Source organism: Puniceibacterium confluentis (assembly GCF_007923445.1).
GTDB classification, from domain to species: domain Bacteria; phylum Pseudomonadota; class Alphaproteobacteria; order Rhodobacterales; family Rhodobacteraceae; genus Puniceibacterium; species Puniceibacterium confluentis.
This window is the reverse complement of sequence record NZ_VOJI01000002.1, coordinates 240,147-266,114: the sequence shown is the minus strand read 5'-3', so window position 1 is coordinate 266,114 and position 25,968 is coordinate 240,147. Positions and strand designations below refer to the sequence as shown.

The 25,968-nt window shown below is 64.0% G+C and carries 26 protein-coding genes and 1 pseudogene; 13 read left to right on the top strand and 14 right to left on the bottom strand.

All coding sequences use genetic code 11. From position 1 onward, the window contains the following. The first annotated feature begins 4 nt into the window (after nt 1-4). The gene (locus tag FOY53_RS03925; protein WP_146585926.1) at nt 5-1,273 is read left to right on the top strand and encodes a GNAT family N-acetyltransferase; all 1,269 of its coding nucleotides are present in this window, start codon (nt 5-7) and stop codon (nt 1,271-1,273) included. 6 nt (nt 1,274-1,279) lie between these two features. Here the strand turns inward: FOY53_RS03925 and FOY53_RS03920 are convergent, their stop codons facing one another. From FOY53_RS03920 to bhcA, 3 genes and pseudogenes are all read right to left on the bottom strand, one after another. Next, nucleotides 1,280-2,509: a glyceraldehyde 3-phosphate dehydrogenase NAD-binding domain-containing protein gene (locus tag FOY53_RS03920; protein WP_146585924.1), complete on the bottom strand. Its 1,230-nt coding sequence runs from the start codon at nt 2,507-2,509 to the stop codon at nt 1,280-1,282. A 211-nt stretch (nt 2,510-2,720) separates the two neighbouring features. Next, a pseudogene (locus FOY53_RS23595) lies at nt 2,721-2,945 on the bottom strand (DSD1 family PLP-dependent enzyme); the annotation flags it as partial. A 64-nt stretch (nt 2,946-3,009) separates the two neighbouring features. Then, complete coding sequence (gene bhcA, locus FOY53_RS03910; RefSeq protein ID WP_146585920.1) at nt 3,010-4,200, bottom strand: L-aspartate--glyoxylate aminotransferase BhcA; 1,191 nt, start codon at nt 4,198-4,200, stop codon at nt 3,010-3,012. Nucleotides 4,201-4,413: 213 nt separating this feature from the next. Between bhcA and FOY53_RS22980 the strand changes: the two genes are divergently transcribed. Then, nucleotides 4,414-4,587: a hypothetical protein gene (locus tag FOY53_RS22980; RefSeq protein ID WP_186766496.1), complete on the top strand. Its 174-nt coding sequence runs from the start codon at nt 4,414-4,416 to the stop codon at nt 4,585-4,587. Here the strand turns inward: FOY53_RS22980 and FOY53_RS03905 are convergent. Both FOY53_RS03905 and metF read right to left on the bottom strand, forming a co-directional pair. Continuing rightward, nucleotides 4,579-5,031, bottom strand: a complete 453-nt coding sequence (locus FOY53_RS03905) for a GNAT family N-acetyltransferase (RefSeq protein ID WP_146585918.1) — start codon at nt 5,029-5,031, stop codon at nt 4,579-4,581. The genes FOY53_RS22980 and FOY53_RS03905 overlap by 9 nt on opposite strands. A gap of 121 nt (nt 5,032-5,152) precedes the next feature. Then, nucleotides 5,153-6,019, bottom strand: coding sequence for a methylenetetrahydrofolate reductase [NAD(P)H] (metF, locus tag FOY53_RS03900; RefSeq protein WP_146585916.1), 867 nt, complete (start codon nt 6,017-6,019; stop codon nt 5,153-5,155). A gap of 96 nt (nt 6,020-6,115) precedes the next feature. Here metF and FOY53_RS03895 point away from each other — a divergent pair, with 96 nt between their 5' ends. Continuing rightward, a complete protein-coding gene (locus FOY53_RS03895) occupies nt 6,116-7,021 on the top strand; it encodes a LysR family transcriptional regulator (RefSeq protein WP_146585914.1) in 906 nt (301 codons plus the stop codon). Between the two features lie 35 nt (nt 7,022-7,056). Here the strand turns inward: FOY53_RS03895 and FOY53_RS03890 are convergent, their stop codons facing one another. Further along, the gene (locus FOY53_RS03890; RefSeq protein WP_146586097.1) at nt 7,057-7,263 is read right to left on the bottom strand and encodes a cold-shock protein; all 207 of its coding nucleotides are present in this window, start codon (nt 7,261-7,263) and stop codon (nt 7,057-7,059) included. 226 nt (nt 7,264-7,489) lie between these two features. On the opposite strand from FOY53_RS03890, the gene FOY53_RS03885 reads away from it, so the two are divergent. Together FOY53_RS03885 and FOY53_RS03880 are read left to right on the top strand one after the other, a co-directional pair. Further along, nucleotides 7,490-7,810 carry an ArsC/Spx/MgsR family protein gene (locus tag FOY53_RS03885; RefSeq protein WP_146585912.1) on the top strand — a complete coding sequence of 107 codons (321 nt, stop codon included), beginning with the start codon at nt 7,490-7,492 and terminating at the stop codon, nt 7,808-7,810. A 1-nt stretch (nt 7,811) separates the two neighbouring features. Further along, nucleotides 7,812-8,180: a hypothetical protein gene (locus FOY53_RS03880; protein WP_146585910.1), complete on the top strand. Its 369-nt coding sequence runs from the start codon at nt 7,812-7,814 to the stop codon at nt 8,178-8,180. A 231-nt stretch (nt 8,181-8,411) separates the two neighbouring features. On the opposite strand, the gene FOY53_RS03875 is transcribed toward FOY53_RS03880, so the two are convergent. Continuing rightward, nucleotides 8,412-9,743 carry an aspartate aminotransferase family protein gene (locus FOY53_RS03875; protein ID WP_146585908.1) on the bottom strand — a complete coding sequence of 444 codons (1,332 nt, stop codon included), beginning with the start codon at nt 9,741-9,743 and terminating at the stop codon, nt 8,412-8,414. A gap of 72 nt (nt 9,744-9,815) precedes the next feature. Beyond that, nucleotides 9,816-10,001, bottom strand: coding sequence for a hypothetical protein (locus FOY53_RS03870; RefSeq protein ID WP_222435215.1), 186 nt, complete (start codon nt 9,999-10,001; stop codon nt 9,816-9,818). A gap of 139 nt (nt 10,002-10,140) precedes the next feature. Between FOY53_RS03870 and FOY53_RS03865 the strand changes: the two genes are divergently transcribed. After that, on the top strand, nt 10,141-11,025 hold the full coding sequence (locus FOY53_RS03865; protein ID WP_146585906.1) for a MurR/RpiR family transcriptional regulator: 885 nt from the start codon (nt 10,141-10,143) through the stop codon (nt 11,023-11,025). A gap of 146 nt (nt 11,026-11,171) precedes the next feature. Here the strand turns inward: FOY53_RS03865 and FOY53_RS03860 are convergent, their stop codons facing one another. After that, nucleotides 11,172-12,344 (bottom strand): cytochrome P450, encoded by a 1,173-nt coding sequence (locus FOY53_RS03860; protein WP_146585905.1) that lies wholly within the window; start codon nt 12,342-12,344, stop codon nt 11,172-11,174. Nucleotides 12,345-12,403: 59 nt separating this feature from the next. Between FOY53_RS03860 and FOY53_RS03855 the strand changes: the two genes are divergently transcribed. The 5 genes from FOY53_RS03855 (at nt 12,404) to FOY53_RS03835 (ending at nt 18,954) form a co-directional block, all read left to right on the top strand. Further along, nucleotides 12,404-14,146 (top strand): sensor histidine kinase, encoded by a 1,743-nt coding sequence (locus FOY53_RS03855; protein ID WP_146585904.1) that lies wholly within the window; start codon nt 12,404-12,406, stop codon nt 14,144-14,146. 70 nt (nt 14,147-14,216) lie between these two features. Then, nucleotides 14,217-15,452, top strand: a complete 1,236-nt coding sequence (locus FOY53_RS03850) for a sigma-54-dependent transcriptional regulator (protein WP_146585903.1) — start codon at nt 14,217-14,219, stop codon at nt 15,450-15,452. Between the two features lie 312 nt (nt 15,453-15,764). Beyond that, nucleotides 15,765-16,769, top strand: coding sequence for a DctP family TRAP transporter solute-binding subunit (locus FOY53_RS03845; RefSeq protein ID WP_146585902.1), 1,005 nt, complete (start codon nt 15,765-15,767; stop codon nt 16,767-16,769). A 66-nt stretch (nt 16,770-16,835) separates the two neighbouring features. Further along, nucleotides 16,836-17,519 (top strand): TRAP transporter small permease, encoded by a 684-nt coding sequence (locus FOY53_RS03840; RefSeq protein ID WP_146585901.1) that lies wholly within the window; start codon nt 16,836-16,838, stop codon nt 17,517-17,519. A gap of 4 nt (nt 17,520-17,523) precedes the next feature. Then, nucleotides 17,524-18,954 carry a TRAP transporter large permease gene (locus tag FOY53_RS03835; protein ID WP_146585900.1) on the top strand — a complete coding sequence of 477 codons (1,431 nt, stop codon included), beginning with the start codon at nt 17,524-17,526 and terminating at the stop codon, nt 18,952-18,954. Between the two features lie 130 nt (nt 18,955-19,084). On the opposite strand, the gene tpiA is transcribed toward FOY53_RS03835, so the two are convergent. The 5 genes from tpiA to rimK all read right to left on the bottom strand — a co-directional run bounded on the left by tpiA (nt 19,085) and on the right by rimK (nt 22,942). Continuing rightward, nucleotides 19,085-19,834, bottom strand: coding sequence for a triose-phosphate isomerase (tpiA, locus tag FOY53_RS03830; RefSeq protein WP_146585899.1), 750 nt, complete (start codon nt 19,832-19,834; stop codon nt 19,085-19,087). Nucleotides 19,835-19,996: 162 nt separating this feature from the next. After that, a complete protein-coding gene (locus FOY53_RS03825) occupies nt 19,997-20,383 on the bottom strand; it encodes a HesB/IscA family protein (protein WP_146585897.1) in 387 nt (128 codons plus the stop codon). 36 nt (nt 20,384-20,419) lie between these two features. Next, nucleotides 20,420-20,971, bottom strand: a complete 552-nt coding sequence (locus FOY53_RS03820) for a sugar O-acetyltransferase (RefSeq protein ID WP_146585895.1) — start codon at nt 20,969-20,971, stop codon at nt 20,420-20,422. Nucleotides 20,972-21,042: 71 nt separating this feature from the next. After that, nucleotides 21,043-21,405, bottom strand: coding sequence for an SUF system Fe-S cluster assembly protein (locus FOY53_RS03815; RefSeq protein WP_146585893.1), 363 nt, complete (start codon nt 21,403-21,405; stop codon nt 21,043-21,045). A gap of 127 nt (nt 21,406-21,532) precedes the next feature. Beyond that, complete coding sequence (gene rimK / locus FOY53_RS03810) at nt 21,533-22,942, bottom strand: 30S ribosomal protein S6--L-glutamate ligase (protein ID WP_146585891.1); 1,410 nt, start codon at nt 22,940-22,942, stop codon at nt 21,533-21,535. A gap of 339 nt (nt 22,943-23,281) precedes the next feature. Between rimK and tgt the strand changes: the two genes are divergently transcribed. Both tgt and FOY53_RS03800 read left to right on the top strand, forming a co-directional pair. After that, a complete protein-coding gene (gene tgt, locus FOY53_RS03805; RefSeq protein WP_146585889.1) occupies nt 23,282-24,406 on the top strand; it encodes a tRNA guanosine(34) transglycosylase Tgt in 1,125 nt (374 codons plus the stop codon). A 168-nt stretch (nt 24,407-24,574) separates the two neighbouring features. Beyond that, entirely contained in the window at nt 24,575-25,684 is a 1,110-nt protein-coding gene (locus FOY53_RS03800) for an alkene reductase (RefSeq protein WP_146585888.1), read from the top strand. The last annotated feature ends 284 nt before the right edge of the window (nt 25,685-25,968 follow it).

Sequence of the window (25,968 nt, the reverse complement as noted above, 5' to 3'; positions counted from 1 at the left end):
ATCCATGCTAGACCAGCCCGATGACATCCAGGCGCGGATCGCGGCCCGCATGGCCGCCGCCACCAAGGTTGTGTCACGCGACAGCGGTATCCAGGTCAGCGTGATCGACACCTACGAGGGGTTTCAGGCGCTCAGACCCGGCTGGATGGCGTTGCAGGCCCGTGACCCCGAAGGCACGATATTTCTGTCCTGGGCCTGGCTGGATGCCGCCTTTCGCGCGGCGCCGGGGCAGTGGCGGGTTCTCGTCGCGCACGGCCCGGACCGCAATGCCGGACCGGTCTGCGTCATGCCGCTGCGGCTGCGGGTACACTGGAGCCGGTCGCGCTCTGAGTTCCAGACCGAGATCGAGGCCGGCGGTCGGTTGCTGTACAGCGAATACACCGGCTTTCTGTGCGATCCCGCTTTCGAGGACACCGCGATAGCGGCGATTGCGCGGCGCCTGCAGACCCTGCCCTGGTCGACCCTGTCGTTGCGCTACGAATCGTCGCGCAACCGGGCGGCCCTGTTCGCACAGTCGTTTGCGGACAACGACTTTGACGTCAGCTTTCGGCCCTACATGATCAATGATGGCGCCACCGACAACCTGCTGTGCCCGCATGTGCCGCTGCCGGGCAGCTATGAAACCTGGCTTCAGACCATGCCGCGCCCAGGCACCCGGCAAAAAATCCGCCGCTTTTCCCGCCGCTTCCTGACAAATGGCGACTGGCACATCAGCTTTGCCACCGCCCGGACATTCCGCCGTGACGTGGATATCCTGCTTGGGTTCTGGCAGGAAAAATGGCTGGCCAGCAAGGGCGCCGAGGCGGCCGCAAAGGTGGCGGCGAACTATCGGCTGATCCTGGAAACCGCGCTGAAGATCGACTGTCTCTTTTTGCCGGTGCTGTGGCAGGGCGACAGACCTCTCGGGGCGCTGGGGCATGTGGTGGATCACGAGATGGACCGTCTGCATTTCATCGTCGCCGGGCGTGACACGGGATCGGATGCGGCGGCGATCGGGCTGCTTTTGCACGCCGAGAGCATTCGCTGGGGTATCGAGAACGGGTTTGCCGACTACGATTTCTGCCACGGCAACGAGCCGTACAAGTATTCCTTTGGTGCCCGGGATCTGCGGGTGAGTTATTTCACCATTCGCCGCAAGGCGCTGGGCAACAGCGCCGTGCTGGACCGGCTCTGCCTGCCGACGGCACTGGCCCGGGTGCAGACCTTCCTGGAAGACGGCAAACACGACAGGGCGCTGGCGGGAGTCGCGCAACTGGCGCGGCTGGCGCGCTAGGCTGCGTCAGCGCGCGGCCATCAACCGCGCCATGTCGATCATGCGGGCCGAAAAGCCCCATTCGTTGTCATACCAGCCGAAGATCCGCGCCTGATTGCCGCTCTGAATGGTTTCCGGCAGAGCGATCACCAGGGATTCCGGGCGGGCGCGCAAGTCGGTGGACACGGTGGCATCTCGGGTGACACCCAGTACCGCAGACGTTTGTGCGATACATGCAAGATGATCCGCAAGCGGCTGATCCGGCAATGTTTTCAGAGTTACCACGAGGTCGATGGCAGAAACGCTGATCACCGGGACGCGCACCGCGGCACCTGTCACCCGACCTGCGATGTCGGGCAGAACACGGTCGATCAGCCGGGTGGCGCTGGTGGTGGTCGGAACCATGGACACGGCGCCGGCACGGCTGCGGGCCAGATCACCCCGGGGGGCATCGACCATCGGCTGACTGCCGGTGTAACAATGTATCGTGGTCATATGTCCCTGGACCACACCGCAGCTGTCCTGCAGGACGCGCAGCAGCGGCGCCAGTGCATTCGTTGTGCAGGATGCGTTTGACACGATGCGGGCATCCGCCAGAAGATGCGCGTTCGCCCCCAGAACAATGGTCTGCTCGGCCTCGTCGCAGGGACCCGATATCAGGACATTCCTGGCACCCGCCGTCAGACCGCGCGCCGCATGGGCACGGGTGCTGATTGTGCCGGTGCAATCCATGACCACATCGACGTCGGACAGGTCCAGATCGGCCAGATCACGTTTCTGGCGGAACGGGATGGTCTGATCGTTGATGATCAACGCGTCCGGATCAGTCCGTACTTCCCCCGGAAACGGCCCGAACACCGAATCGTAGCGGAAAAGATAGGCGCATGTGTCCAGAGGCGCGATGTCGTTGATCAGCGCGACGGTGATATCGGAATGCGTGGCCAAAAGCTGGCGCAGGATGGTGCGACCGATCCGGCCAAATCCGTTAAGAGCCACCCGCATGTCATTGCCTTTGCCTTGGAAATCAACCGAAACGGCAGTGCCGTTCCGGTGTGCAAGCTTCACCAATTTGGCGGCGACTGCAAGGTCTTGCAGGCCGGCTCCGGTGCCGTCGAACAGGGGGATTTCCGCATCAGAGGTGCAGCCGGGATCAGCGGCGTTGATGAGGGCGCCGATTTCGGTGACGTCGGCGGGCGCGACCATCCCCGAAGCGATGGCGTGCCGGGCTTCACCGATTCCGACGCTTTGGGCGATCAATTCGGTGCAGACGCCGGTCCGCCCCAGCCTCCTGCTTTCCCGGTGTTGGTTGTCGTGCAGGCAATGTGGGTTTCGGGAGTGTCACAGGCGTCACGCAGGATCGGCGCAAAGCTCGACGTGATCGAGGTGATCACTTCCGCAACGCGTCCAGGGGTTCCCAGAAAGACGCCGTCGAACGGCAGTCCCCGAAATCCGGGAGCTGCCTGCCACGTCAGCAGGCCTTGCCGCGTGCGAAGACCGGCCAGAGCGTTTCGACGCAGCTGTTGCGAAAACCGACATTCCAGTCATGCACATTGCAGGTCGGGTCGCTGTGGCCGGGCACGAAACCCGGCCTGTCGTTCACTTTCAGATCCGTGCCGGGGTCCGCGACGACGCCATGTTCGTCCGAGCATTTGACACGGATGACATCGCTGCGCCCATGGGCCACCGGCAGCCCCGGCTTCGAACTGGTCCCGCCGCCGTTGATGTCACATTCCAGTCCCGCTTGGCGACGCGCTGGGTCATGCGGCCAGTTCCGTCGCCCGGGGGCGGCCCCTGCGGTAAACGCTCTGTGCCGCAGCGACGCCGGACCCGAGGGTCACGGGCAGACCCAGATCGACCATGACCATTTCGGCGGTGGCGATGCCGGACAGGGCCATGGCGTCGGTGAGCATGCCCAGATGGCCGATGCGGAACACCTTGCCCGCGACATCGCCGAGACCGGTGCCAAAGGCCATGCCGTAGTCCTGCGCCGCACGTTCGACGATCGTGGTCGCGTCAAAGCCTTCGGGCGTGCGGATCGCCGTCACCGTGTTGGAGTAGAGGTCGGGCGTCGCGGCGCAGGGGGCCATGCCCCAGGCCGCGACGGCGGCGCGCACCCCGTCGGCAATCCGGGCGTGCCGGGCATAGACTTGGTCAAGCCCTTCGGCCAGCAGCATTTCTGTCGACAGCTTCAGCCCGTTCAGCAGGCCGACCGCCGGCGTGTAGGGGTAGGCATTGGCGGCATAGCCTTTGCGCATGTCGTCGATGCTCCAGAACGTCCGGGGCAGGGTCGCGGTCCTGGACGCGGCAACGGCCTTGGCGGAAAAGCAGGCGATGGCAAGGCCGGCGGGCAGCATGAACCCCTTTTGCGACCCGGCAACGGCGACATCCACACCCCAGGCGTCGAACTGGAAGTCCATGGAGCCGATCGAGCTGACGCCATCGACCAGCAGCAGTGCGCCGTGGTCCGCGTCGTCCATCGCCCGGCGCAGGCCGCTGATGTCGGACACCACTCCGGTTGCGGTCTCGTTGTGCGTGGCGAGGACGGCCTTGATGGTGCCCGACGTGTCGGCACGCAGGATCTCCCCAAACTTCGCGACGGGCAGCCCTTCGCCCCAGGGCACGTCAACCTGGGTGACATTCAGGCCAAAGCGACGGCACATGTCGATCCACTTGTGCGAAAACATGCCGTTGCGCGCGGCAAGAACCGTGTCGCCGGGGTTGAGGGTGTTGGACAATGCCGCCTCCCAGCCGCCGGTGCCGGAGGCGGGGAAGATGAACAGTTCGCCCTCGGTCGTCTTCAGCACTTTGCGGCAGCCGTCGATGGCGGGATGCAGGATCGTCGCAAACAGTGGCGAGCGGTGGTCGATTGTGGGCATGTCGCAGGCTTTGCGGATCGCCTCGGGAATGTTGGTGGGGCCGGGAATGAATACCGGGTTCTGAAGGCTCATGGCGTTTTCTCCTCGCTGTGGGATTGATGTACGCCGTACCCGTTTGGCGGGCAATTTTTTTGAAATTACATTTCATTTTTGTAATTTCAGAAATATTTCATGAAATTCAATGCCTTGTATTTTTCACGGTACGAGGGCGTTTTTCAAAGTGATCGAGCCGAGGTTGATCGAAGGTGATGCGGGTGGCGGACAGGCGCCGCGTGGGCGAGTCCAGTGCTGCGGCGGCTGCTGGAGAATACCGGAAAGACCGCGGACCTGGGCATCGAACAGGCAGGGCTGGTGGTGCGGATTCTCCACGAACAGGCGGCACAGCGGTTTACCGGATTCACCCTGCTCGCGGCTGCGCGGGACGTGACTGAGGGCATCGGCAGACAGGTCTCAGGCTGAAGTCAGATCCTTGCTGAAATAAATCCTGTCAAAGCCATCCTCGCGGCCACGTCCGGTGCGGACATATCCCAGGCGCGGATAGATCCGCAGATTGGCCGTCATCCGGGCATTGGTGTACAGCGACACCGAGCCGAACCCACCGACGCGGGCCTGGGTTTCACAATAGGTGATGAGGGCCCTGCCGATCCCCCGCCCCGTCATCTCCTGATCCACCGCGACATTTTCCAGAAACATCGACTGTCCCTTCGGGAAGAAGACGATGAATCCGGCCAAATCACCGGTATCGGTCTGTGCAACATAGGCGTGCCCGCCACTGATCTGCTCTGCATAATCCGCGTCCATGGGCGCGGGTCTGCGACCTATCGCCGGGATGTAACGGGCATAGGCTTGCTGCGCGATGCGTCGCATCTCGGGCAGATCGGCAATTTCAGCGCGACGTATCATGCACATCAGAACGGCCGGACGCACCGGCCCGTGCGGGGCGGTGCCGGTCGCGCCGGGAGAAAATTCTTGCGAAGAATTTTCACAAGAATTTTATTTAAAATTCTTGGTCCGGGTCGCGATGTCAGGCGACATTTTCCAGCTTTACGTCGGGTGCGACACCGAGGGCGAAGCAGACGTCACGCGTCAGTTCCGGCCGGTTGAGCGTGTAGAAATGCAGCTTGTCCACGCCACCGTCGATCAGGTCGGAACAAAGCTCCGTACACATCGCCGTGGCCAGCAGGTCCTGGCGTCCGTCGCGGGTTGCCGTTTCAAAGGCATCGATCACCCAGGCGGGAATATGCGTGCCACAGGCTTCGGCAAAGCGGCGCGCGCCTTTCCAGTTTTCGATCGGAAAGATGCCCGGAACGATCGGCTTGTCGATCCCGGCCTTCACACAGGCGTCGCGGAAGCGGAAAAATGTCTCGGCCTCGAAGAAAAACTGCGTCAGCGCTTCGTCGGCACCCGCATCCAGCTTGCGCTTCAGGTACTCGACATCCGCCGTCGCGGTGGGGGCCTCGGGGTGCTTGTCGGGATAGGCACCGACACGGATGGTGAAATCACCGGTCGCTTTCAGTGATTCGATCAGTTCGACCGAGTTGTGGAAGCCTTCGGGGTGCGGGACGAAGCCGTTTGCGCCCTTGGGCGGGTCGCCGCGCAGCGCAACGATGTCGGTGACGCCTGCGTCCGCAAAGTCGCGGGCGATCTGCAACGTTTCCGCGCGGGTGGCATCGACACAGGTCAGATGCGCGGCGGTGCGCAGGCCGGAGTGTTTGTGCAGGGTCGACACCACGTCGCGGGTCAGATCCCGCGTCGTCCCGCCGGCGCCATAAGTCACCGAGACGAACCGCGGTGCAAGAGGAGCCAGCACCTGCACCGTGTCCCAGAGCCGGAAGGTGGCTTCGATATTCTTGGGCGGGAAGAACTCGAAAGAGATTTCGGGGCGGGTCATGGCGGCGGTCCTTGTACTCGTTTCAGCTCTTGTTGCACGATCGCCTCTGTGAGACAAACTCATAAAACTCATCAACAACATGAGGTGGACGCGGGTATGCACATCGAATTCCGGCATCTGCGCACGATCAAGGCGATCTACGAAGCTGGCGGTGTCGCCAAGGCCGCGGACCAGCTGAACATCACGCAAAGCGCGCTCAGCCACCAGATCAAGGGGCTTGAGGATCAGGCGGGGGTCGAGCTGTTCGTCCGTCGGTCCAAGCCCATGACATTGTCGGCGGCGGGCATGCGCCTGTTGCGGCTGGCCGAGCAGGTGCTGCCGCAGGTCGAGGCGCTTCAGGACGAGTTCACTGGCCTGCGGGCCGGCTCTTCGGGGCGGATGCACATCGCGATCGAATGTCATGCCTGTTTCGAGTGGCTGTTTCCGGTGCTGGAAGCCTTTCGCAAGAGCTGGCCGGATGTCGATGTGGACATCCGCCCTGGACTGGCCTTTGACGCACTTCCGGCGCTGCTGAAGGAGGACGTCGATCTGGTGGTGTCGTCGGATCCCGAAAAAATTTCGGGCGTCACCTTTACCGAGCTGTTTGATTACAATGCGGTTTTTGTCGCCGCATCGACACATCCGCTGGCAAAGAAAGCCTATGTCGAGGCGCAGGACTTCCGTGGTCAGACGCTGATCACCTATCCGGTGGACCGCGCCCGGCTGGACGTGTTCAGCCAGTTGCTGACACCGGCCAAGGTGGAGCCGGCCGCCATCCGGCAGGTCGAACTGACAGCCGTCATCCTGCTGCTGGTGGCCAGCAACCGCGGTGTTGCCGTGTTGCCGGACTGGGTTGTGCGCGAGGTCAAGTACAACTCGGATTACGTCACCCGACCGCTGACCCGCGCAGGCATCACCCGGCGGCTGTATGCTGCGACCCGCAGCACGGATGTGGACAAGCCTTTTGTGCGTGACCTGATCGGATATGCCCGCACCGAAGCGGTCAAGCTTCAGGCGCAATAGCTCCGGCACGGGCAATCCCCCTGGAACAGGGCCCCCTAGAGAAGGGTAAGATCCGAAGCCATCTGCCGCCCATCGCGGCCTTCGCGCATTTCAAATCCGACTTTCTGATTGTCGGCCAGGCCAGTGAGGCCCGAGCGTTCCACTGCGGAGATGTGCACAAACACATCCTTGCCGCCATCATCGGGTGCAATGAACCCGTATCCTTTGGTGGTGTTAAACCATTTCACGGTGCCCGTCGGCATGTCCCGTGTCTCCTTCATGTCTTGCTTTTCCCTGAAAATGTCAGGGTTTCGGCGCGGTCCGCAGGGTTCGGAGGGCGGCAGATGCCGGGTGCGGAGTGCCGTTTTCGAACCGGCCCCGAGGGCCACGTGAGCAAAATGATTGCATGGGATATGTAAAAAGCAAGCAAAACAGGGTCGCAATGTGATGACGGGGCGATTATTTGAAGGTGATGACACAGGAGCGGGCATGATCCTCTACGGACTCAAGACGTGTGACACCTGCCGCAAGGCGATGAAGGTGCTGGACACAGCGACCTTCCGGGATGTGCGGACGGATGGGGTGCCGGTGCCGTTGCTCAGCCGTGCGCTTGAACAGTTTGGCGCCGATCTCGTGAACAGGCGTTCAACCACCTGGCGCGGACTTACACCGGAGCAACGCGCACAGCCTGCGCAGGCACTGCTGCAAGAGCACCCAAGCCTGATGAAGCGGCCGTTGATCGTTCAGGGTGACGAGATGTGGCTCGGCTGGGGCGGCGAGGTTCAGACCGCGCTGTCGGGACGGGGCTGAGATGCGCAACGCCGCCCTGACACTGGGCATCATTGCCGGGATGATCGGTATGGTCGTCGGTTTCGCCGGGTTCGGCTATACCGAAGTGGCCCGGCATTTTGGCGAAATCGAAGAGCTGTTCGGCATGTTCGACGATCCCGCCCTGGTGCGCATGGTGTCGATCCTGTCGCCGATGCTGGCGATTGCAGGCGGCGCCATGGCGGTGTCCCGGGCGCTGTGGGGCGGTGTCATGATGTTGCTGTCGGCCACAGGCATGTATGTCGCCTTTGGCTTTAACGTCTTTACCATGTTTCCGATCTGTTTTGCCGGTCTGGGCGGGGCTCTGGCGCTACTCGCCGGTCGCCCTGACGAACCGCGGGCCCATTTCTGATCGCTTCCGGCCTTCCGTTGTCGGCCGCGCGGCCCGAAACGCGCGGCGGTGCCGTCGCTGCGCGGTAGGGGCAACGGGTCTGAAGATACCCCGGGACCGGTTCAAGCGGCCAGCGAATGGCCGCCGGAACGCGCCTCGGGCAGGCAGCCGTAGGGTTCAGGAGCGCCGTAATTGCATCCGCGGGGCATCCGGGCTCGGCCCTGTCGCAGCGTGACGCCGTCGGCAGAGGTATTACACAGTTTCGGCCATCACCCTGTCGACGGCACGCGACAGACGGCCCACCATCTCGTCCAGTTCAGCTTCGGTCGCAATGAACGGCGGCGCCAGCAGCAGGTGATCGCCGTGGCGACCGTCGCGCGTGCCGGGCATCGGGTAGCAGATCAGACCTTCGGCAAAGGCGGCTTTCTTCAGCTTCCCCGCCACGCCCAGAGCCGGGTCGAACGGCGTTTTGGTTGCGCGGTCGGCCACGAACTCCAGGCCGCGGAACAGGCCTCGGCCGCGGATGTCACCGACATGGGCATGCTGGCCAAAGCGCGCCATCAGGGCAGACTGCAGGTAGTTGCCGCGTGCCTGGACCTGCGGGATCAGGTCACGCTCCAGCAGTTCGGACACCACGGCAAGGCCTGCCGCCGCCGCCACCGGATGCCCGATGTAGGTATGCCCGTGCTGGAAAAAGCCGGTGCCCCCCGCAATCGTCTCGTAAACTCCGCCGGAACACAGCATTGCACCGATCGGCTGATACCCGGCGCCCAGTCCTTTGGCGATGCACAGGATATCGGGGGCCACACCATCGCCATCACAGGCAAAAAGGTGCCCGGTACGGCCCATGCCGCACATGACCTCATCCAGGATCAGCAGCACACCGTGGCGGTCGCAGATCTCGCGCACGCGTTTGAAGTAGCCCGGCACCGACGGCACTGCCCCCAGTGTCGCGCCCACCACGGGCTCGGCGATGAAGGCGATGACGCTGTCGGTCCCGAGCCGCTGAATCTCGGCCTCCAGTTCGTCCGCGACCCGCAGGCCGTAGGCCTCGACGGTCTCGGTTCCGGCGCGTTCGGCGTATTCATAGCAGGGTGCGATATGGCTCATCTCGACCAACAGAGGGGCGAATTGCTGACGACGCCAGGCGTTGCCGCCGGCCGACAGCGCACCGATGGTGTTGCCGTGATAACTTTGCCGCCGGGCGATCAGGTGACGCCGCTGCGGCTCGCCGCGTTCGACATGGTACTGCCGCGCCAGCTTGATCGCGCTTTCCACCGCCTCGGAGCCGCCCGAGACAAAATACACCCGGTCCAGGTCTCCGGGGGCGTTGGCGATCAGCAGGTCGGCCAACTGTTCGGCAGGCTCCGATGTGAAAAAGCCGGTGTGGGCAAAGGCCAGCTGGTCAACCTGCGCCTTGATCGCCGCCTGCACCCGGCCGTTGGAATGGCCAAGGCAGGAGACAGCCGCCCCGCCGGAACCGTCAAAGTAGCGTTTGCCGTCCGCATCAATCAGATAACAACCGTCGCCCCCGACGGCGGTGGGCAGGGGGGTGTGACAGTGACGGGGAAAAACGTGGCTCATGGCATGTGCCTTTCAAGCAGGGTCTGCAACGCTTCAATCGACGCCGCGATGGTGGTTTGACCTCGCGGGGCCTTATCGGTCAGGTGGAGTGCGGGGCGGTGCCCTGAGCCGCAGGTCGCCATCGGTCGAGATCGGGGCCGCCCGGTGCGGCGGATCCGGCGCAGGCGCCGATCCGGCTTCGGGCTGACAAAGCTCATGTCCGGTGGCGGTGGCAGCGCTGACCGAGGGAGAGTTGCGGGCGGGGCGGGCATCGGACATGACGTCTTTCAGCAGAGGGTTGGCAGAGACGGTGGGGCTGGGCCGGAACTGCATGGCGCAAGTCTTGCGTAAAAAACGAAACCGGTCAATCTTGCCAATTAATAACATCTGATATTGCGAGGATCGGAAAGGCCGGCGCATGGACCCGACGCTCAGGAACCGTACTGTTGCCACCCTGAAAAACGAGATTCCCAATCTGCCACGGGGTCTGCGGATGGCGGCGAAATATGTGGTCGACCACCCCTCCGATTTCGGACTCGATCCAATTCGTGAATCGGCCAAGAAGATTGGGGTCAGCACCTATACGCTGGTGCGGCTGGCCGAACGGCTTGGTTTTGGCGGCTATGACGAAATGCGCGAACCGTTCCGACAGGCGCTTGTTTCAGCGGCCGCTGAGGAGAAACCCGAATGGATCGACGGGCTGCGGGAGCAGGGCGTGCTGGGCATCGTGCAGGCCGAGGCCTCGGCGAATGAGATGGCCATCGTGCGACGCACACTCGAAGGGCAGAAGGCCGCGCAGATGCAGCGGATTGTTGCGATGCTGAGCGAGGCGTCGACGGTGTATCTGACGGCGGTGCGTGCCAGTTATGCGCTGGCCTATTATCTGCACTATGTCGGGCGGATGGCGCTGCCGTCGCTGCAACTGATCCCGCGCCACATGAACAGTGCCATCGACGAACTGCACTCTGCCCAGCCGGGAGACGTGGTGATCGCGATCACCTTTACCCCATATTCCCGCGAAACCATCGAAGCCTGTGGCTTTGCCAGACGCAAGGGTCTGAAACTGATCATGATTTCCGACAGTGAGATCGTGTCTCCGGATTTCCGCGCGGACGAGACATTGATCGCGTCGGTTCTGTCGACATATCATTTCGGGTGCTACGCCGGGGCGATGGCCCTGATCGACACTTTGATCGCCATGCTGGTCGCCCGCGGAGGCGAGGCGGCGCAGACCAGAATCACTTCGTATGAAGACCTGCGAAAACACAGCCAGGCCTATTGGACGCCACAGAAAAAACCCTAGTTTTTTTGCGTGTGTCAACGCGTTGACACCGCTCGGTAATTCACGCCAGGCCAACCCTGTCCCGGCGGCGCCGACTTGTGCGCGAGGGCCGCCCGCCGGTCCACCGTCCAGCAGCCGGGGCCGCGCCCTCTGCGCCGCCGGGGCGATCAGCGCGCGAGGTGCAGCGCCTCGAGTCCATGAAAATGGTAGGTTGTCGCGTAGCGCACAGGCGCGGCAAGCCGCAGATCCGGCATCCGCGCGAACAGGATCGGCAGAGCGGTCTGCAACTCGAGCCTTGCCAGCGGCGCACCGACACAGAAATGCAGCCCGCCGCCAAAGCTGGTGTGTGCGGCCCTGCCGCGCGCGGGATCAAACACTTCGGGGTGGTCCCAGACCGTCGCGTCGCGGTTTGCCGAGGCCAGCAGCAGCGCCACCCTGTCACCGCGCCGGAAGGTGTGCCCGTACATCGGGATGTCCTCATAGGCGATGCGGGTAAAGATGTGCAGCGGAGGATCGTAGCGCAGGATCTCTTCGCTGACGGCGTCCGCATTGCTCGCTGTCGGGGTAATCCCGTGGTTCAGCAGGCAGGTGACGCCATTGCCCAGTGTGTGCACGGTGGCTTCGTGGCCGGCGTTCAGCAGCAGGATACAGGTCGAAATCAGCTCATCGGTTGTCAGCGCCGCGCCGGATTCCTCGGCGGCAATGAGTTGTGTCAGAAGATCGTCGCGCGGATCGGCGCGGCGGGCATTGATATAGCCGTTCAGAAAGACTGCGAATTCGGCGGCAGCGGCGTTCGCCGCGTCTTCGATCGCGCGGCTGCGCCCCGCCCGATACATCGCCACCATGGCATTGGACCAGCGCAGCAGCTGGTCGGCGTGACTGTCCGGGACCCCCAGCAATCGCGCGATGACGATCACCGGCAGCTTCTGGGCAAAATGCGGCAGCAGGTCGAAGTTGCCCTCGGGAATGGCGTCGATCAATGTGTGGCTCAGGTCGGCAATCTCGGGTTGCAGCGCCGCGATGCGCCGCGAGGTGAAGGCGCGCAGCACAAGGCCGCGCAACCGGGTGTGGCGCGGCGGTTCCAGTTCCAGCATCGAGTGATCCTCGATCGCATAGAACGCGGCAAGATGTTGGGGCACCGGAGCGGCAAGGTCGGGCGGAACTTCGCGACCAAAACGGCGGTCACGCAGGATGGCATTGACCGCGCGGTGGCTGACGGCGCAGACGTGGTCATACTGGGTCCAGCGCACCAGATCGCCAGCGGCGCGCATCGCCGCGTAGAGCGGATAGGGATCCTGATTGAATTCGGGATCGGTCGGGGACTGGTCAAAGCTTTGCATGCGGCCCGGCATGGCGTTTGACGCTGGCGTTTGCAAGCGGGCTTTTGCTAAGCAGGGGCATGCGGACCTGGATCTCTTCACGACCGGCGCTGATCGGACTTTACCTTGCCGCCGTGCTGGGTCTGTCGGTCGGCGTCTGGGTCTACGGCTATGTGCAGGCGCTGGATCAGGTGGCGGCCCGGGGCCGGTCGGATCTGGAGCTGGCAGCCGACAGGTTGGTCACGCAGTTGCAGCGATACCGCGAATTCGCGGTCCTGATGGCGCGTCACCCAACGCTGGAATTGCTGCACACGGTGGGTGATCGCGCCGTGGCCGAGGCGGTGCTGCTGGCCGCCGCGGACAAGACCGGCACGCTGACCGCACTATACGCCGACGCCCGTGGTCAGGTGCTGGCCTCGTCCACCGGAGACGTGCCGCCGGATCTGGCACAGTCCCCGCATTTCCTGCGGGCGTTGCAGGGGGCACTGGGGGTGTCGCTGGGCATTCGCAACGGTCAGCGGACATTTTCCTTTGCCGCGCCGAATTTCGGTGCCACCGGCAAGGTGCGCGGCGTTCTGGTGGCGGTGGTCGATGTGGTCGAGCTGGAACAGGACTGGCGCGGCACCCTGCCCACGGTCTATTTCACCGATGCCGACGGGCAGATCTTCATCACCAACCGCTCGGAGTTGCTGTTCTGGAAACCTGCCGGTGACGGGGCGATGGAGGCGCCGGACCTGGCGCGGTACGATGTGGCGCTGCAGCGGCTGGGCGGCCACGAGATCTGGCTGCAGGACTGGAGCCCCTATGTGCCGCAGCGGGCGCTGTACCTGTCGACACCGCTGCCGGTGATCGAAATGGAGGGGGGCGCTCTGATCGACGTCACCCCGGCGCGGCGGCTTGCAGCCTTGCAGGCGGCTGTGGTGGTCGCGGTCTGCCTGTTTCTCGGGGCGCTGCTGTTTCTGACAACCGAGCGGCGGCGTGCGCTGGCACTGGCCAATATCGTGCTGGAAGAACGGGTGGCCGCGCGCACGCGGGCGCTGTCCGCGACCAACACCGCGTTGCGCCGCGAGGTGCGAGAGCGCGAAGAGGCCGAAGCCGCATTGCGACAGGCGCAGACGGAACTGGTCCAGGCCGGCAAGCTGAGCGCATTGGGGCAGATGTCGGCGGGCATCAGCCACGAATTGAACCAGCCGCTGATGGCCATCCGGTCCTATGCCGAGAATGGTGTCGCCTTCCTGGACCGGCAGCGGCCGGAAAAGGCCGGCGAGGCGCTGGGTCGGATTTCCGAGATGGCGCAGCGGATGGCGCGGATCATCCGCAATCTGCGGGCGTTTGCACGACAGGAAAGCGCGCCGGTGACCCGGGTCGATCTGGGCCGTGTGTTGCAGTCCGCGGTCGAACTGACCGAGACGCGGCGCGAACAGGCGGCGGTGGACCTTGTCTGGCAGCGCCCCGAGGCGCCGCTGTGGGTGCGGGGGGGGGACGTCCGTCTGGGGCAGGTGTTCGTCAACCTCATCACCAACGCGGCGGATGCGATGGAGGGCGGCGCGCGGCGGCGGCTGGAGATCGGGATCGTGACCAGCGCACACACGCTGGTGACGTTCCGCGACAGCGGCCCGGGCATCGAGGAGCCGGACCGGATCTTTGATCCGTTCTACACGACGAAGGCGGTGGGGGGCGGTGACGGCATGGGGCTGGGTCTGTCGATCAGCTATGGTCTGGTGCAGAGTTTCGGCGGCACCATTCTGGGGGCGAATGCCGCGGGGGGTGGTGCCGTGTTCACCGTGGCGCTGGAACCCTGGGCCGAAGAGGTGGCGGCGTGAGGCGGGGCATGGCCGGTGACGCTCGGGCTGACGCCCGTCGCCCCACCCGCCATCCCGCAGGAGAGCGGCGATGATCCGGCGGGTATTGCTGGTCGACGATGACACCGCGGTGCGCGATGCGCTGTGCCAGTCGCTGGAACTGGCTGACATGCAGGCGCTTCCCGCGGGCTCGTTCATCGAGGCCAAGGATCACATCGCCCCCGGGTTTGCCGGCGTGGTGGTGTCGGATCTGCGGATGCCGGGCCGCGACGGATTTCATCTGCTGGAGTATGCCCGCGGCGTCGATCCGGATCTGCCGGTGATCCTTTTGACCGGCGAGGGTGACATCCCGATGGCGGTGCGGGCGATGGCCGCCGGCGCCTTTGATTTTCTCGAAAAGCCCTGCGCCCCGGGTGATCTCACGGCGGTGATCGAACGCGCCCTGCGTACCCGGACCCTGGTGCTGGAGAACCGCCGCCTGAAGGCGCAGCTTGAGACCGGGGATGCCGCCGCCCGGCTGATCTTTGGCAATTCCGCCCTGGCCGGAGATCTGCGCGCCACGGTGCGTGCCGCCGCGAAGGCGGGCACCGACGTGCTGGTGACCGGCGCGCCCGGAACCGGCATATCAAAGATTGCCGAAGTCGTGCACCTGTGTTCACCGAGAGCCAAGGGGCCGTTCGAGAAGCGCGCCTCGGCCGGTCTGACGCGCGACCTGCTGAGCGAAATCTGGCAGGCCTGCGCCCCCGGCACGCTGTTCCTGGACGATATCGGGGCGCTGCCGATGGACACGCAGCTGGCATTGATCGACGCGCTCGAGCGGTCGCAGGCGGGGGGCGGCACCCGTCTGATCGCAGGCAGCACGCAGGCGCTCGACGCCATGGTGGCAACGGGCGGATTGAGTGCCGAACTGTTCTACCGGTTGCAGGTCGTGACCGTGCGGATTCCGGCCCTGTCCGAGCGGCCAGAGGATATTCCGGTGCTGTTCCGTCATTACGTGGCGCAGGCCAGCGAGCAGGCCGGACTGCGGCCGCCCGAGATCACCCCCGAAGTGGTCGCAGGCCTGATGGCGCAGGACTGGCCGGGCAATGCCCGGGCGCTGATGTCGGCGGCGATGCGCTTTGCGCTGGGCCTGCGCGAAGCCGGAACCCCGGACACCCGGCTCGGGCTGAGCGAACAACTGGCCCAAGTCGAACAGTCGTTGCTGAGCGAAGCGTTGCGGCGCTGTGACGGGCAGGCCAGTGCCGCTGCCGAAGCGCTCAAGCTGCCACGCAAGACGTTTTACGACAAACTGGCGAAATACGGGCTGAAACCCGAGTCCTTCCGTTAGCCCCAACCTGGGCGACAGCGCGCCTGTGCCGGTGCGAAGTCCGCCGCTCTGCCGAGTCGGAGTTGTGCGGATTTTCGCACGGGCAGCGCAAACATTTGTGCGAAAATCCGCACAACCGGGTCGCTGATGCCAGTGGGGGCTCTGAGCCTTTCTTTATAAGATATTGAAAAATATAGATTTTAAGGATTTCAAGGCGTCACCGGAAGCGAAGCCTTGATGCGCCGTCGCAGGCGCTGTCTTCTAGGGACATCCAGCCGCCTCGGGGAGTGGCGCTTGGACCTCAAATTCAAAAAACGTTCCGGGAGGACACCGATGAAGAAGTTTCTCATGACCGCTGCCGCGGTAATGGCTCTGGGCGCCACGGCGCAGACCGCTGCCGCATCCTGCGAAGACGGCGAGATGGTCATCAAGTTCAGCCACGTGACCAACACCGACAAACACCCCAAGGGCATCGCCGCGTCGCTGCTGCAGCAGCGCGTAAACGACGAGATGAACGGCACCGCCTGCATGGAGGTGTTCCCGAACTCGACACTGTACACCGACGAGCAGGTGATCGAGGCGATGCTGCGCGGCGATGTGCAGCTGGCTGCACCGTCGCTGTCGCTGTTTGAATCGATCACCAAATCCTACCGCCTGTTCGACCTGCCGTTCATGTTCAAGAACATCGCGGCGGTCGACGCTTTCCAGGGGTCCGATACCGGGCGCGCGATGCTGGACGCGATGCAGCGCCGCGGCCTGCAGGGGCTGGGCTTCTGGCACAATGGCATGAAGCAGATTTCGGCCAACAAGCCGCTGCTCGAGCCCTCGGATGCCAATGGCCTCAAGTTCCGCGTGCAGCCCTCGGATGTGCTTGTGGCACAGATGAACGCGCTGGGCGCCAGCCCGCAGCCGATGGCCTTTGCCGAGGTTTACGGCGCGCTGCAGACCGGCGTTGTCGACGGGCAGGAGAACACCTGGTCCAACATCTACGGCCAGAAGTTCTTTGAGGTGCAGGACGGGATCACCGAAACCAACCATGGCATCATCGACTATCTGGTGGTGGCGAGTGTCGACTGGCTCGACAGCCTGGATGCCGCCGTGCGCGAGCAGTTCCTGACCATCCTGAACGAGGTCACCGTCGAGCGGAACGCCGAAGTCGGCAAGGTCGATCTCGAGGCGCGTCAGGCGATCCTCGATGCCGGCGGCACCATCCGCGAGCTGACCGCAGAGCAGCGCCAGGACTGGGTCGACGTGATGAAGCCGGTCTGGGCGCAGTTCGAGGAAGAGGTCGGCGCCGAGAACATCGCCGCAGCCCAAGAGATCAACGCGCAGAACTGAAGCGCGGACATCTGAAGGACGGCCCGGACATTCCGGGCCGTCCGATTCTGCCGGGGGAGGGACACCATGAGCGGCAAATACACACCCAAAGGCCCTGTCGGACGGGTCGTGCACGGGTTCGAAGAGACCGCCATCGCCGTCATGCTGGGTCTGATGACGATGCTTACATTCGTCAACGTGATCCTGCGCTACGTCTTCAACAGCTCGCTGATCTGGAGCCTTGAAATCGTGCTGGTGCTGTTCACATGGCTGGTACTGTTCGGGGTGTCCTATGCCTTCAAGGTGACGGCGCACCTCGGGGTTGACGCAATCACCAATCTGCTGCCCCCCGGGCCGCGCAAGGTTGTGGCGCTGATCGCCGGGGTGGTCTGCATTGCCTATGCGCTGCTGCTGTGCAAAGGCGCCTGGGATCAGTGGGCGCCCTTCGCCGATCTTCCCCCCACCACCGGACACTGGTTCCCGACCGGGCTGGACACCCAGGCCCGAGGACGTTCCTTCTTTGAAACCGACCAGATCCCGATGCCGGAATGGCTGCGGTTTCTGGAAGACTGGATCAACTACGGCGAGCGGTATTCGAAACTGCCGCGCGTGGTGCCCTACACCATCCTGCCGATTGCCGCCGTCTTGATTCTGTTCCGCATCTGTCAGGCGGTCCTGCGGGTCTGGAACGACGAAAGCGAAAGCCTGATCGTCAGCCACGAAGCCGAAGACGCCATCGAGGACGTCGCAGCCATGAACCGCGGAGACTGATTACATGGAAGTCCTCCTTCTCTTTATCCTGATCATCGGCCTGCTGTTTCTCGGCGTTCCGATCGCCGTGGCGCTTGGCTTCAGCTCGATCTTCTTTCAGCTGGCCTTTTCCGAAACCTCGCTCGCCTCGGTCGCCCAGTCGCTGTATCTGGCGATGGCCGGGCACTACACGCTGCTGGCGATCCCGTTCTTTGTGCTGGCCTCAAGCTTCATGTCCACCGGCGGCGTCGCCAAGCGGATCATCCGCTTTGCCATTGCCTGCGTCGGGCACCTGCAGGGCGGTCTTGCCATTGCCGGCGTTCTGGCCTGCATGATGTTCGCGGCCCTGTCCGGGTCCAGCCCGGCCACGGTGGTCGCCATCGGCTCCATCGTCATCGCGGCGATGCGGCAGGTGGGATACACCAAGGACTTTGCCGCCGGGGTTATCTGCAACGCGGGCACGCTGGGCATCCTCATTCCGCCGTCGATCGTGATGGTGGTCTATGCCTCGGCCACCGATGTCTCGGTCGGGCGGATGTTCCTGGCGGGGGTCTTTCCGGGCTTGCTCGCGGGGCTCATGCTGATGGTGACGATCTATGTCATCGCCCGTATCAAGGACATGCCCAGGGGCGAATGGCTGGGCTGGGGCGAAATCGGCGATTCCTTCCGTGACGCCGTCTGGGGTCTGCTGCTAATCGGGATCATCATGGGCGGCATCTACGGCCACCCCTGGATCCGGTTCGAGGACGGCCTGAGCCCGATCTACTGGAAGGGCGGGGCCTTTACCCCGACCGAAGCCGCTGCCGTGGCCGCCGTCTATGCCTTTGTCGTGGCGACCTTCATCTACCGCGACATGGGTCCGCTGGCCGCAACCGAACCGGGCGGCCGCCCGCTGCCGCTGCACCGCAAGCCCCTGGCGCTGGTCACCGCGTTCTTTCACCGCGACACGCAGGCGACGCTGTTCGAAGGCGGCAAGCTGACCATCACGCTGATGTTCATCATTGCCAACGCGCTGCTGCTCAAACACGTCCTGACGGACGAGCAGATCCCGCAGCACATCGCCAATGCGATGCTGAGCGCAGGCTTTGGTGCGGTGATGTTCCTGGTGATCGTGAACGTCATCCTGCTGATCGGCGGGCAGTTCATGGAGCCTTCGGGACTGATCGTGATCGTCGCGCCGCTGGTGTTCCCGATTGCCATTCAGCTGGGGATCGACCCCATCCACCTGGGCATCATCATGGTGGTGAACATGGAAATCGGCATGATCACACCGCCGGTCGGCCTGAACCTGTTCGTGACCTCCGGTGTGGCGGGCATGTCGATGATGCGGGTGGTGAAGGCAGCGCTGCCGTTCCTCGCCGTGCTCTTCGTCTTCCTGATCCTGATCACCTACATCCCGATCATCTCGACCTTCCTGCCCAACAGCATCATGGGCCCCGAGATCATCACCAACTGAGGTTGGTAACGAGTATCGGGCCCGCGCATCGCGCGGGCCCGTCTTTGTCGACCGTGTCGGTCCGCGCCGGAGCGTCTGTCCCGAGCACCAGCCGCGAAACGGCCCGGCTCCACCTGGTCTGTGGCCGGTCTCAGGTGTTGGGAGCGGCGTTCAGCGCCGAGACGATGGGCATGAAATCCGACGCCTTCAGGCTGGCTCCGCCGACAAGTGCGCCGTCGACATCCGGTACCGCAAAGATTTCCGCAGCATTCGACGCCTTGACGCTGCCACCATACAGCAACCGCACGCCACCGGCGATGTCGTCACCAAAGCGGCTGGCCAGTTCGGTGCGCAGGAAGCGGTGTACTTCGCCGATCTGCTGGGCGGTCGGAACCTTGCCGGTGCCGATGGCCCAGATCGGTTCGTAGGCAATGACCAGATTGCCGCCGGTGCTGCCGTCCGGCACCGAGCCTTTGAGCTGCGCCGCGAGCACCTCGAGCGTGGTGCCATCCTCGCGCTGTTCCAGGCTTTCGCCGACACACAGGATCACCTTCAGCCCGGCAGCCCAGGCGGCTTTGGTCTTGGCGGCGATATCGGCATCGCTTTCGCCATGGTCCTGACGGCGTTCAGAGTGCCCGGTGATCACATATGCCGCGCCGGCATCGGCCAGCATGCCAGCCGACAGATCACCGGTATGCGCGCCACTTTCGGCGCTGTGACAGTCCTGCGCGCCAATGGTGATGCCGGTCTTGAGGCCCGCCGCCGCATAGATCAGTGTCGCCGGGGGGCATATCAGTGTCTCAACCGTGCCCTGCGCCATGCCCTGCAGGGCCGCGAGTTCCGCCAAGGACACCTGCGTGCCGTTCATCTTCCAATTTCCTGCCGCCATCTTGCGTCGCATGAAGTCTCCTGTGTCTATTCGGGTTCAAATAAAATTTGCCTTCTGACGGTCGCGAGACCGCTTCCCGGCACCGGCAGCTCGGAACGTCCACAGACGAATGCTGCAACACGGTGCCGCCGACCCTCGGGCCGTCGTTCGTATGCTGGCGAAGATGCGGGGGTTTCAGGCCTTGCCGCCCGCCTGCTCGCTCTCGAGTTCGGCGATGTCCTTGAACTTGATCGACTCGCCGCAGCCGCAGGCATCCGCCACGTTCGGGTTGTTGAACCGGAAACCGGATTCCAGCAGTGAGGTCTGATAGTCGATTTCGGTGCCGAACAGGAACATCTGCGCCATCGGCGCAATCATCACGCAGGCGCCATCCTGATTCACCACCTCGTCATGGGGGTCGGCCGCGTCGACGTATTCCATCGTGTATTCCATGCCCGCGCAGCCGCCCTTTTTCACGCCGATCCGCAGACCGGCGCGGTTGTCGCGCGCCATCAGCCGGGTGATCTGGCTGATCGCCGCCGGGGTCATGGTGATCGGGGATTTGCCGGGAATGCCGAACATGCGCCTAACTCCTGTGTTGGCCTCAAGGTAAGGCGATCAGCCTTTGGAAACAAGGGGGCGGGCCGGGCTGCCCGCGACCGTGACCCCTGCGGGAACGTCGCGGGTCACCACGCTGCCCGCGCCGATGATCGCGTCGTCGCCGATGCTGACACCCGGCAGGATCACGGCCCCGCCGCCAATCCAGACATTGCGCCCGATGGTGACGGGGCGGCCGAACTCCAGCCCGGCGTCGCGGGTCGCCCCGTCACGCGGATGATCCGCCGTCAGGATCTGGACATAAGGGCCAATGGCGGTCTTCTCGCCGATGGTGATCGCACAGACATCCAGGAACACGCAGCCGTAGTTCACGAAGACATCGCGCCCGAGGGTGATGTTATAGCCATAGTCCACGTAGACCGGCGCCCGCACCGCCACGCCCTCGGCCTTGGCGAAAAGCTGGGGCAACAGGTCCTTGCGCGCGTCGTCGCCAAAGATCGTCTGATTATAATCGCGCATCAGCCCCTGCGCGCGCTTGCGCTCCGCGACAAGTTCGGGATCACCGGCCAGGTACAGCTCCCCGCCAATCATCTTCTGCTTTTCCGAGGGCATCGGCAAAGGCGCCTTCTGTCTGCGTCGCGGGGAGGGGAGGGGAAAAAGGGCGTCAGCCCGGTGGCGAACGCCTACATGAACCCCAGTTCAAGCCGCGCCTCGTCTGACATCATGTCCATGCCCCAGGGCGGTTCAAAGACCATGTCGACATCCACATGCTTGACCCCGGCCAGCGGTTCGATCGCCTCGGCCACCCAGCCCGGCATCTCTCCGGCCACGGGACATCCCGGCGCGGTCAGGGTCATGGTCACGTTCACGGCGTTCTCTGGCGAGATGTCGATGGTGTAGATCAGCCCCAGATCATAGATGTTGACCGGAATTTCGGGGTCATAGACACTGCGACAGGCCTCGACCACCTGATCATACAGCGGATGATCGGTGCTGGACGGCGTGATCAGCGGGGTGCCTTCAAGCTTTGGGCTTGCGTCGGTCATGGACGGTCCTTCCAAGTCTTACCTGAGCAAACATATAGGGAATGGCAATGACGGCGTAAAGGGCAGCCGATCTGCCGATCAGCACGACTGGCAGACCGCGCGACCGGTGCCGTCGCGCGCGCCCCGCTCAGCCCAGCAATTTGCGTTTGCGGACCGGCACCGGGCGCACACGTTCTTCTATGTGATCGTACAGCATTCCTGCGATATTTTTCTTCGATGCGGCCTCGATTCCCTCGAACCCGGGGCTGGAATTGACCTCGAGCACCTTGGGCCCGGCCTCCGAGCGCAGCAGGTCGACGCCCGCGAGGTTCAGCTTGAACGCCCGTGCCGCCCGGATCGCCGCTTCCCGCTCGTCCTTCGAGATCCGCACCACCGTGGCTGTGCCGCCCTGATGCAGATTCGAGCGGAAATCGCCTTCGGCGCCGGTGCGCTTCATCGCGGCGACGACCTTGCCGCCGACCACCAGACAGCGCACATCCTCGCCTGCCGCTTCCTTGACAAAATCCTGCACCAGGAAATTGGCCCGCAGACCCCGGAAAGCGTCGATCACCGATTGCGCCGCCTTCTTGGTTTCGGCAAGGACGACACCCTTGCCCTGCGTCGATTCAAGCAGCTTCACGATCAGCGGCGCGGTACCGACCAGCCGCATCAGCGAATCCGTGTCCTTTGGCGACGACGCAAACGCGGTGTTCGGCATGCCGATCCGGTGCTGGGCCATCAACTGGTGCGCGTGCAGCTTGTCGCGGCTCGCCGTGATGCCTTCGGACCCGTTCACACAGAAGGTGCCGATGGTTTCAAACTGCCGGATCACCGCCGTGCCATAAGAGGTCACAGAGGCGCCGATGCGCGGGATCACCGCATCATAGCGCGGCAGCCGCTTGCCGTCGTAATGCACCTCGGGCGCCATGGCGTTGATCGCCATGTAGCAGCGGGTGGTGTCGATCACCTCGACCGTATGGCCGCGCTCTTCGCCTTCGGCCACCAGACGGCGGGTGGAATAATTGTCCTCGCGGCTCAGCACCGCCACCCGCAGCGCCCGCTTGGGGGCGGCGCGGCGGACTTCGAGCGAGGAGTAGACGTCATAGCTCAGCTCGGGCTGGCAGAAACGGTCCGTGGCAACGATGGTGATGTGATCCTTCAGCGCTTCGCGTCCGAGCAGCATCCGGCTGTTCATCCGGTCGCGATTGGTCAGGGTGATCTCGATCGGCCAGTCTTCGCCGCCCACCCGCAGGGTCGAGCCGATGACGTAGCGGCTTTCGCTTTCCCCGTTCGACGACACCACGCTGCGCCGGTCGACTATGGGCGCGGAACAGGGGATCACCAGATCGTCCCGTCCCGGGATCGGGTGCACGGTAAAGCGCACGCGCGGCGCGCTGGCCGATCCGAAGGTTTCGATGTCAAAGGCATGCAGGGCGCTGGTGCGCGCCCCGGTATCGACCTTTACCCGCAACGCCGGCAGGCCAAGGTCGGGAAGTGCGACCCATTCTTCCCATCCGAAACGGATCAGATCGGGAGATACTGGAATGTCGTCGGTCATGTTCACGCCTTTGGTGCGAAGAGGGTCCCCAGCCCTAACAAGCAGGACGAAGCGCCGCAAGGTGTGCCTAGGGCGCGCAGATGACCATTGTGTTACAGTCGGGCCGTTTGACGGAACGTTTCGCACGGTGGGGCGGCTTTTCGGGCGCTCTGCCGGGCCGCCTCGGGCCGCGGAAACCCGCGCGGCTGCCGGGGCAGGCGGCAGTGACCCCGGTCGCGGTGCCGATGCCTTGCGGGATACCGGGCGGGCGGCAGTCCGGGCCGGTTTGCAACATTGCCGGGGCGTCGCGCACCGCAGCTGTCTTGTGCCGCGCCATCGGGGGGCTTAAAGCAGGCTCCCATGAGCACCTCATTTACCCTGAACGCCAAGGATGGCATGGCCCGGACCGGGGTCATTTCGACACCCAGGGGCGACATCCGCACACCTGCCTTCATGCCGGTCGGCACCGCCGCCACCGTCAAGGCGATGATGCCCGAAAGCGTGCGCGCGACCGGCGCCGACATCCTGCTGGGAAATACCTACCACCTGATGCTGCGGCCCACGGCCGAGCGGGTGCAGCGGTTGGGCGGCCTGCACAAGTTCATGAACTGGGAGCGCCCCATTCTGACGGATTCCGGCGGATTTCAGGTGATGTCCCTGGCCGCGCTGCGCAAACTGACCGAAAAGGGCGTCACCTTCAAAAGCCACATCGACGGGTCGAAACATGAAATCACGCCCGAACGCTCGATGGAGATCCAGCGGCTGCTGGGTTCGGACATCGTCATGGCGTTTGACGAATGTACGCCGTACCCCTGCACCGAGGCCCAGGCCCTGGACAGCATGCGGCTGTCGATGCGCTGGGCGCAGCGCTCGCGGGACGCCTTTGGTGACCGCCCCGGCCACATGCTGTTCGGCATCCAGCAAGGCAGTGTCTATGCCGACCAGCGCCAGGAAAGCGCCGATGCGTTGAAGTCCATCGGCTTTGACGGTTATGCCGTCGGCGGTCTCGCGGTGGGCGAGGGGCAGGAGATGATGCTGCAAACCCTTGATTTCGCGACGGACATGTTGCCGCAGGACAAGCCGCGATACCTGATGGGGGTGGGCAAGCCGGATGACATCGTCGGCGCGGTAAAGCGCGGCATCGACATGATGGACTGTGTTTTGCCGTCGCGTTCGGGGCGCACAGGGCAAGCCTGGACGCGGCGCGGGCAGGTCAACATGAAAAACGCCCGCCATCAGGACGATCCGCGCCCGCTGGACGAGCAATGTACCTGTCCGACGTGCCGGAACTATTCGCGCGCCTATCTGCACCACGTGTTCCGCGCCCAGGAGATGATCTCGGGCATGCTGCTGACCTGGCACAACCTGCATTACTACCAGGAACTCATGCAGGGTCTGCGCGAGGCAATCGCTGCGGGCGGCTTTGCCCGATTCGAGGCGCAGTTCCACGATTTACGTGCCGAGGGCGACATCGAGCCTGTCTGAGCAAAGCGTCCCGCGCCGGTCTGGTCGGGCCGCGCGGCAGCCCCCGGTTTCAGCAATCCGCACCATGTTTGCGCGCGTTCGGTCGCGGCCGGATGGATCCGATCCGGGATGCGGCGCGTTGCATCCGGACACCTGTTGCTGGCAGGCGCACCATAAAAGGACCGACCAATGACCAAACACACGTTGTTCACGCCGCATACCGCGGGCAAGATCGAGCTGAAGAACCGCATTGTGATGGCGCCGCTGACGCGCAACCGGGCGCGCCCCGAAGATGACACACCGCATGACCTGCACGTCACCTATTACACCCAACGGGCGGGCGCCGGCCTGATCATCACCGAGGCGACGCAGATCACACCCGAAGGCAAGGGCTATGCCTGGACGCCGGGCATTTATTCCGAAGCGCAGGTTGATGCCTGGAAACGCGTCACCGACTCGGTGCACGCTGCGGGCGGCAAGATCGTCATGCAGCTCTGGCATGTCGGCCGGGTGTCGCACACATCGTTGCAGGAGGACGGCAAGAAGCCCGTGGCCCCGTCGCCCATCGCCTCGGGGGCGCCCACCTTCGACGGCACCCAGATGATTGACACCTCCGAGCCGCGCGCCCTGGAAGTCGCCGAGATTCCCCGCCTTCTGGACGAATACCGCCATGCGGCGGCAAACGCCAAGAAGGCCGGTTTTGATGGCATCGAGCTGCACGCGGCCAATGGCTACCTGCTGGATCAGTTCATGAAGGATGGCCCCAACAAGCGCGAAGACACCTATGGCGGCTCGCTGGAGAATCGCACCCGGCTGACCTTCGAAGTGCTGGACGCGATCCTCACTGTCTGGGAACCGGGCCGCGTCGGTATCCGCCTGAGCCCGTTCTCGGGTGCCAATGGCGCGACAGACAGCGATCCGGCGGCACTGGCCGACTACGTTGTCGGCAGGCTGGCACGGTATGACCTTGCCTATCTCCACATGATCGAAGGCGAGACCGGCGGTCCGCGCAGCTGGCCGAACGAGACCGATCTGGCCGCGCTGAAGGCTAAGTTCGGCGGCACCTGGATGGGCAACAACGGCTATGACCGGGAACTTGCGCTCAAAAATGTTGCTGACGGCCCTGCCGATCTGGTCGCCTTCGGGGTGCCCTATATCGCGAATCCCGATCTTGCCCAACGCCTCGAGCTTGATGCAGAGCTCAACGCTGCGGACAAATCGACCTTCTATGGCGGCGGTGCCAAGGGCTATACCGATTATCCGTTCCTGAGCGAAGCGGAGCTGAAAAAGGCAGGCTGACACGGGCTTTGCGCCGGGCAGACCGTCTCAACGGGTGACGCGGCCCCTGGTTGCGGCCCCAGGCCGGAACCAGAGTCCGCGGCATCGCGATTGACAGGTAATAGTCCCCGGGACCATCCGGGCAGGTGCACAGCCTGCCCGGCAATGATCCGAAACTCCCCGGCAGTTTTACCGCTGCCCAACCCGCTTGCGCTTGGCGTCGCTGCGGGTCATGCTGCCGCAAGACAGTGTGGGAACAGCTTGAAACCGGCACCATTGTGCCCCATCTTCACTGTCCATGACCG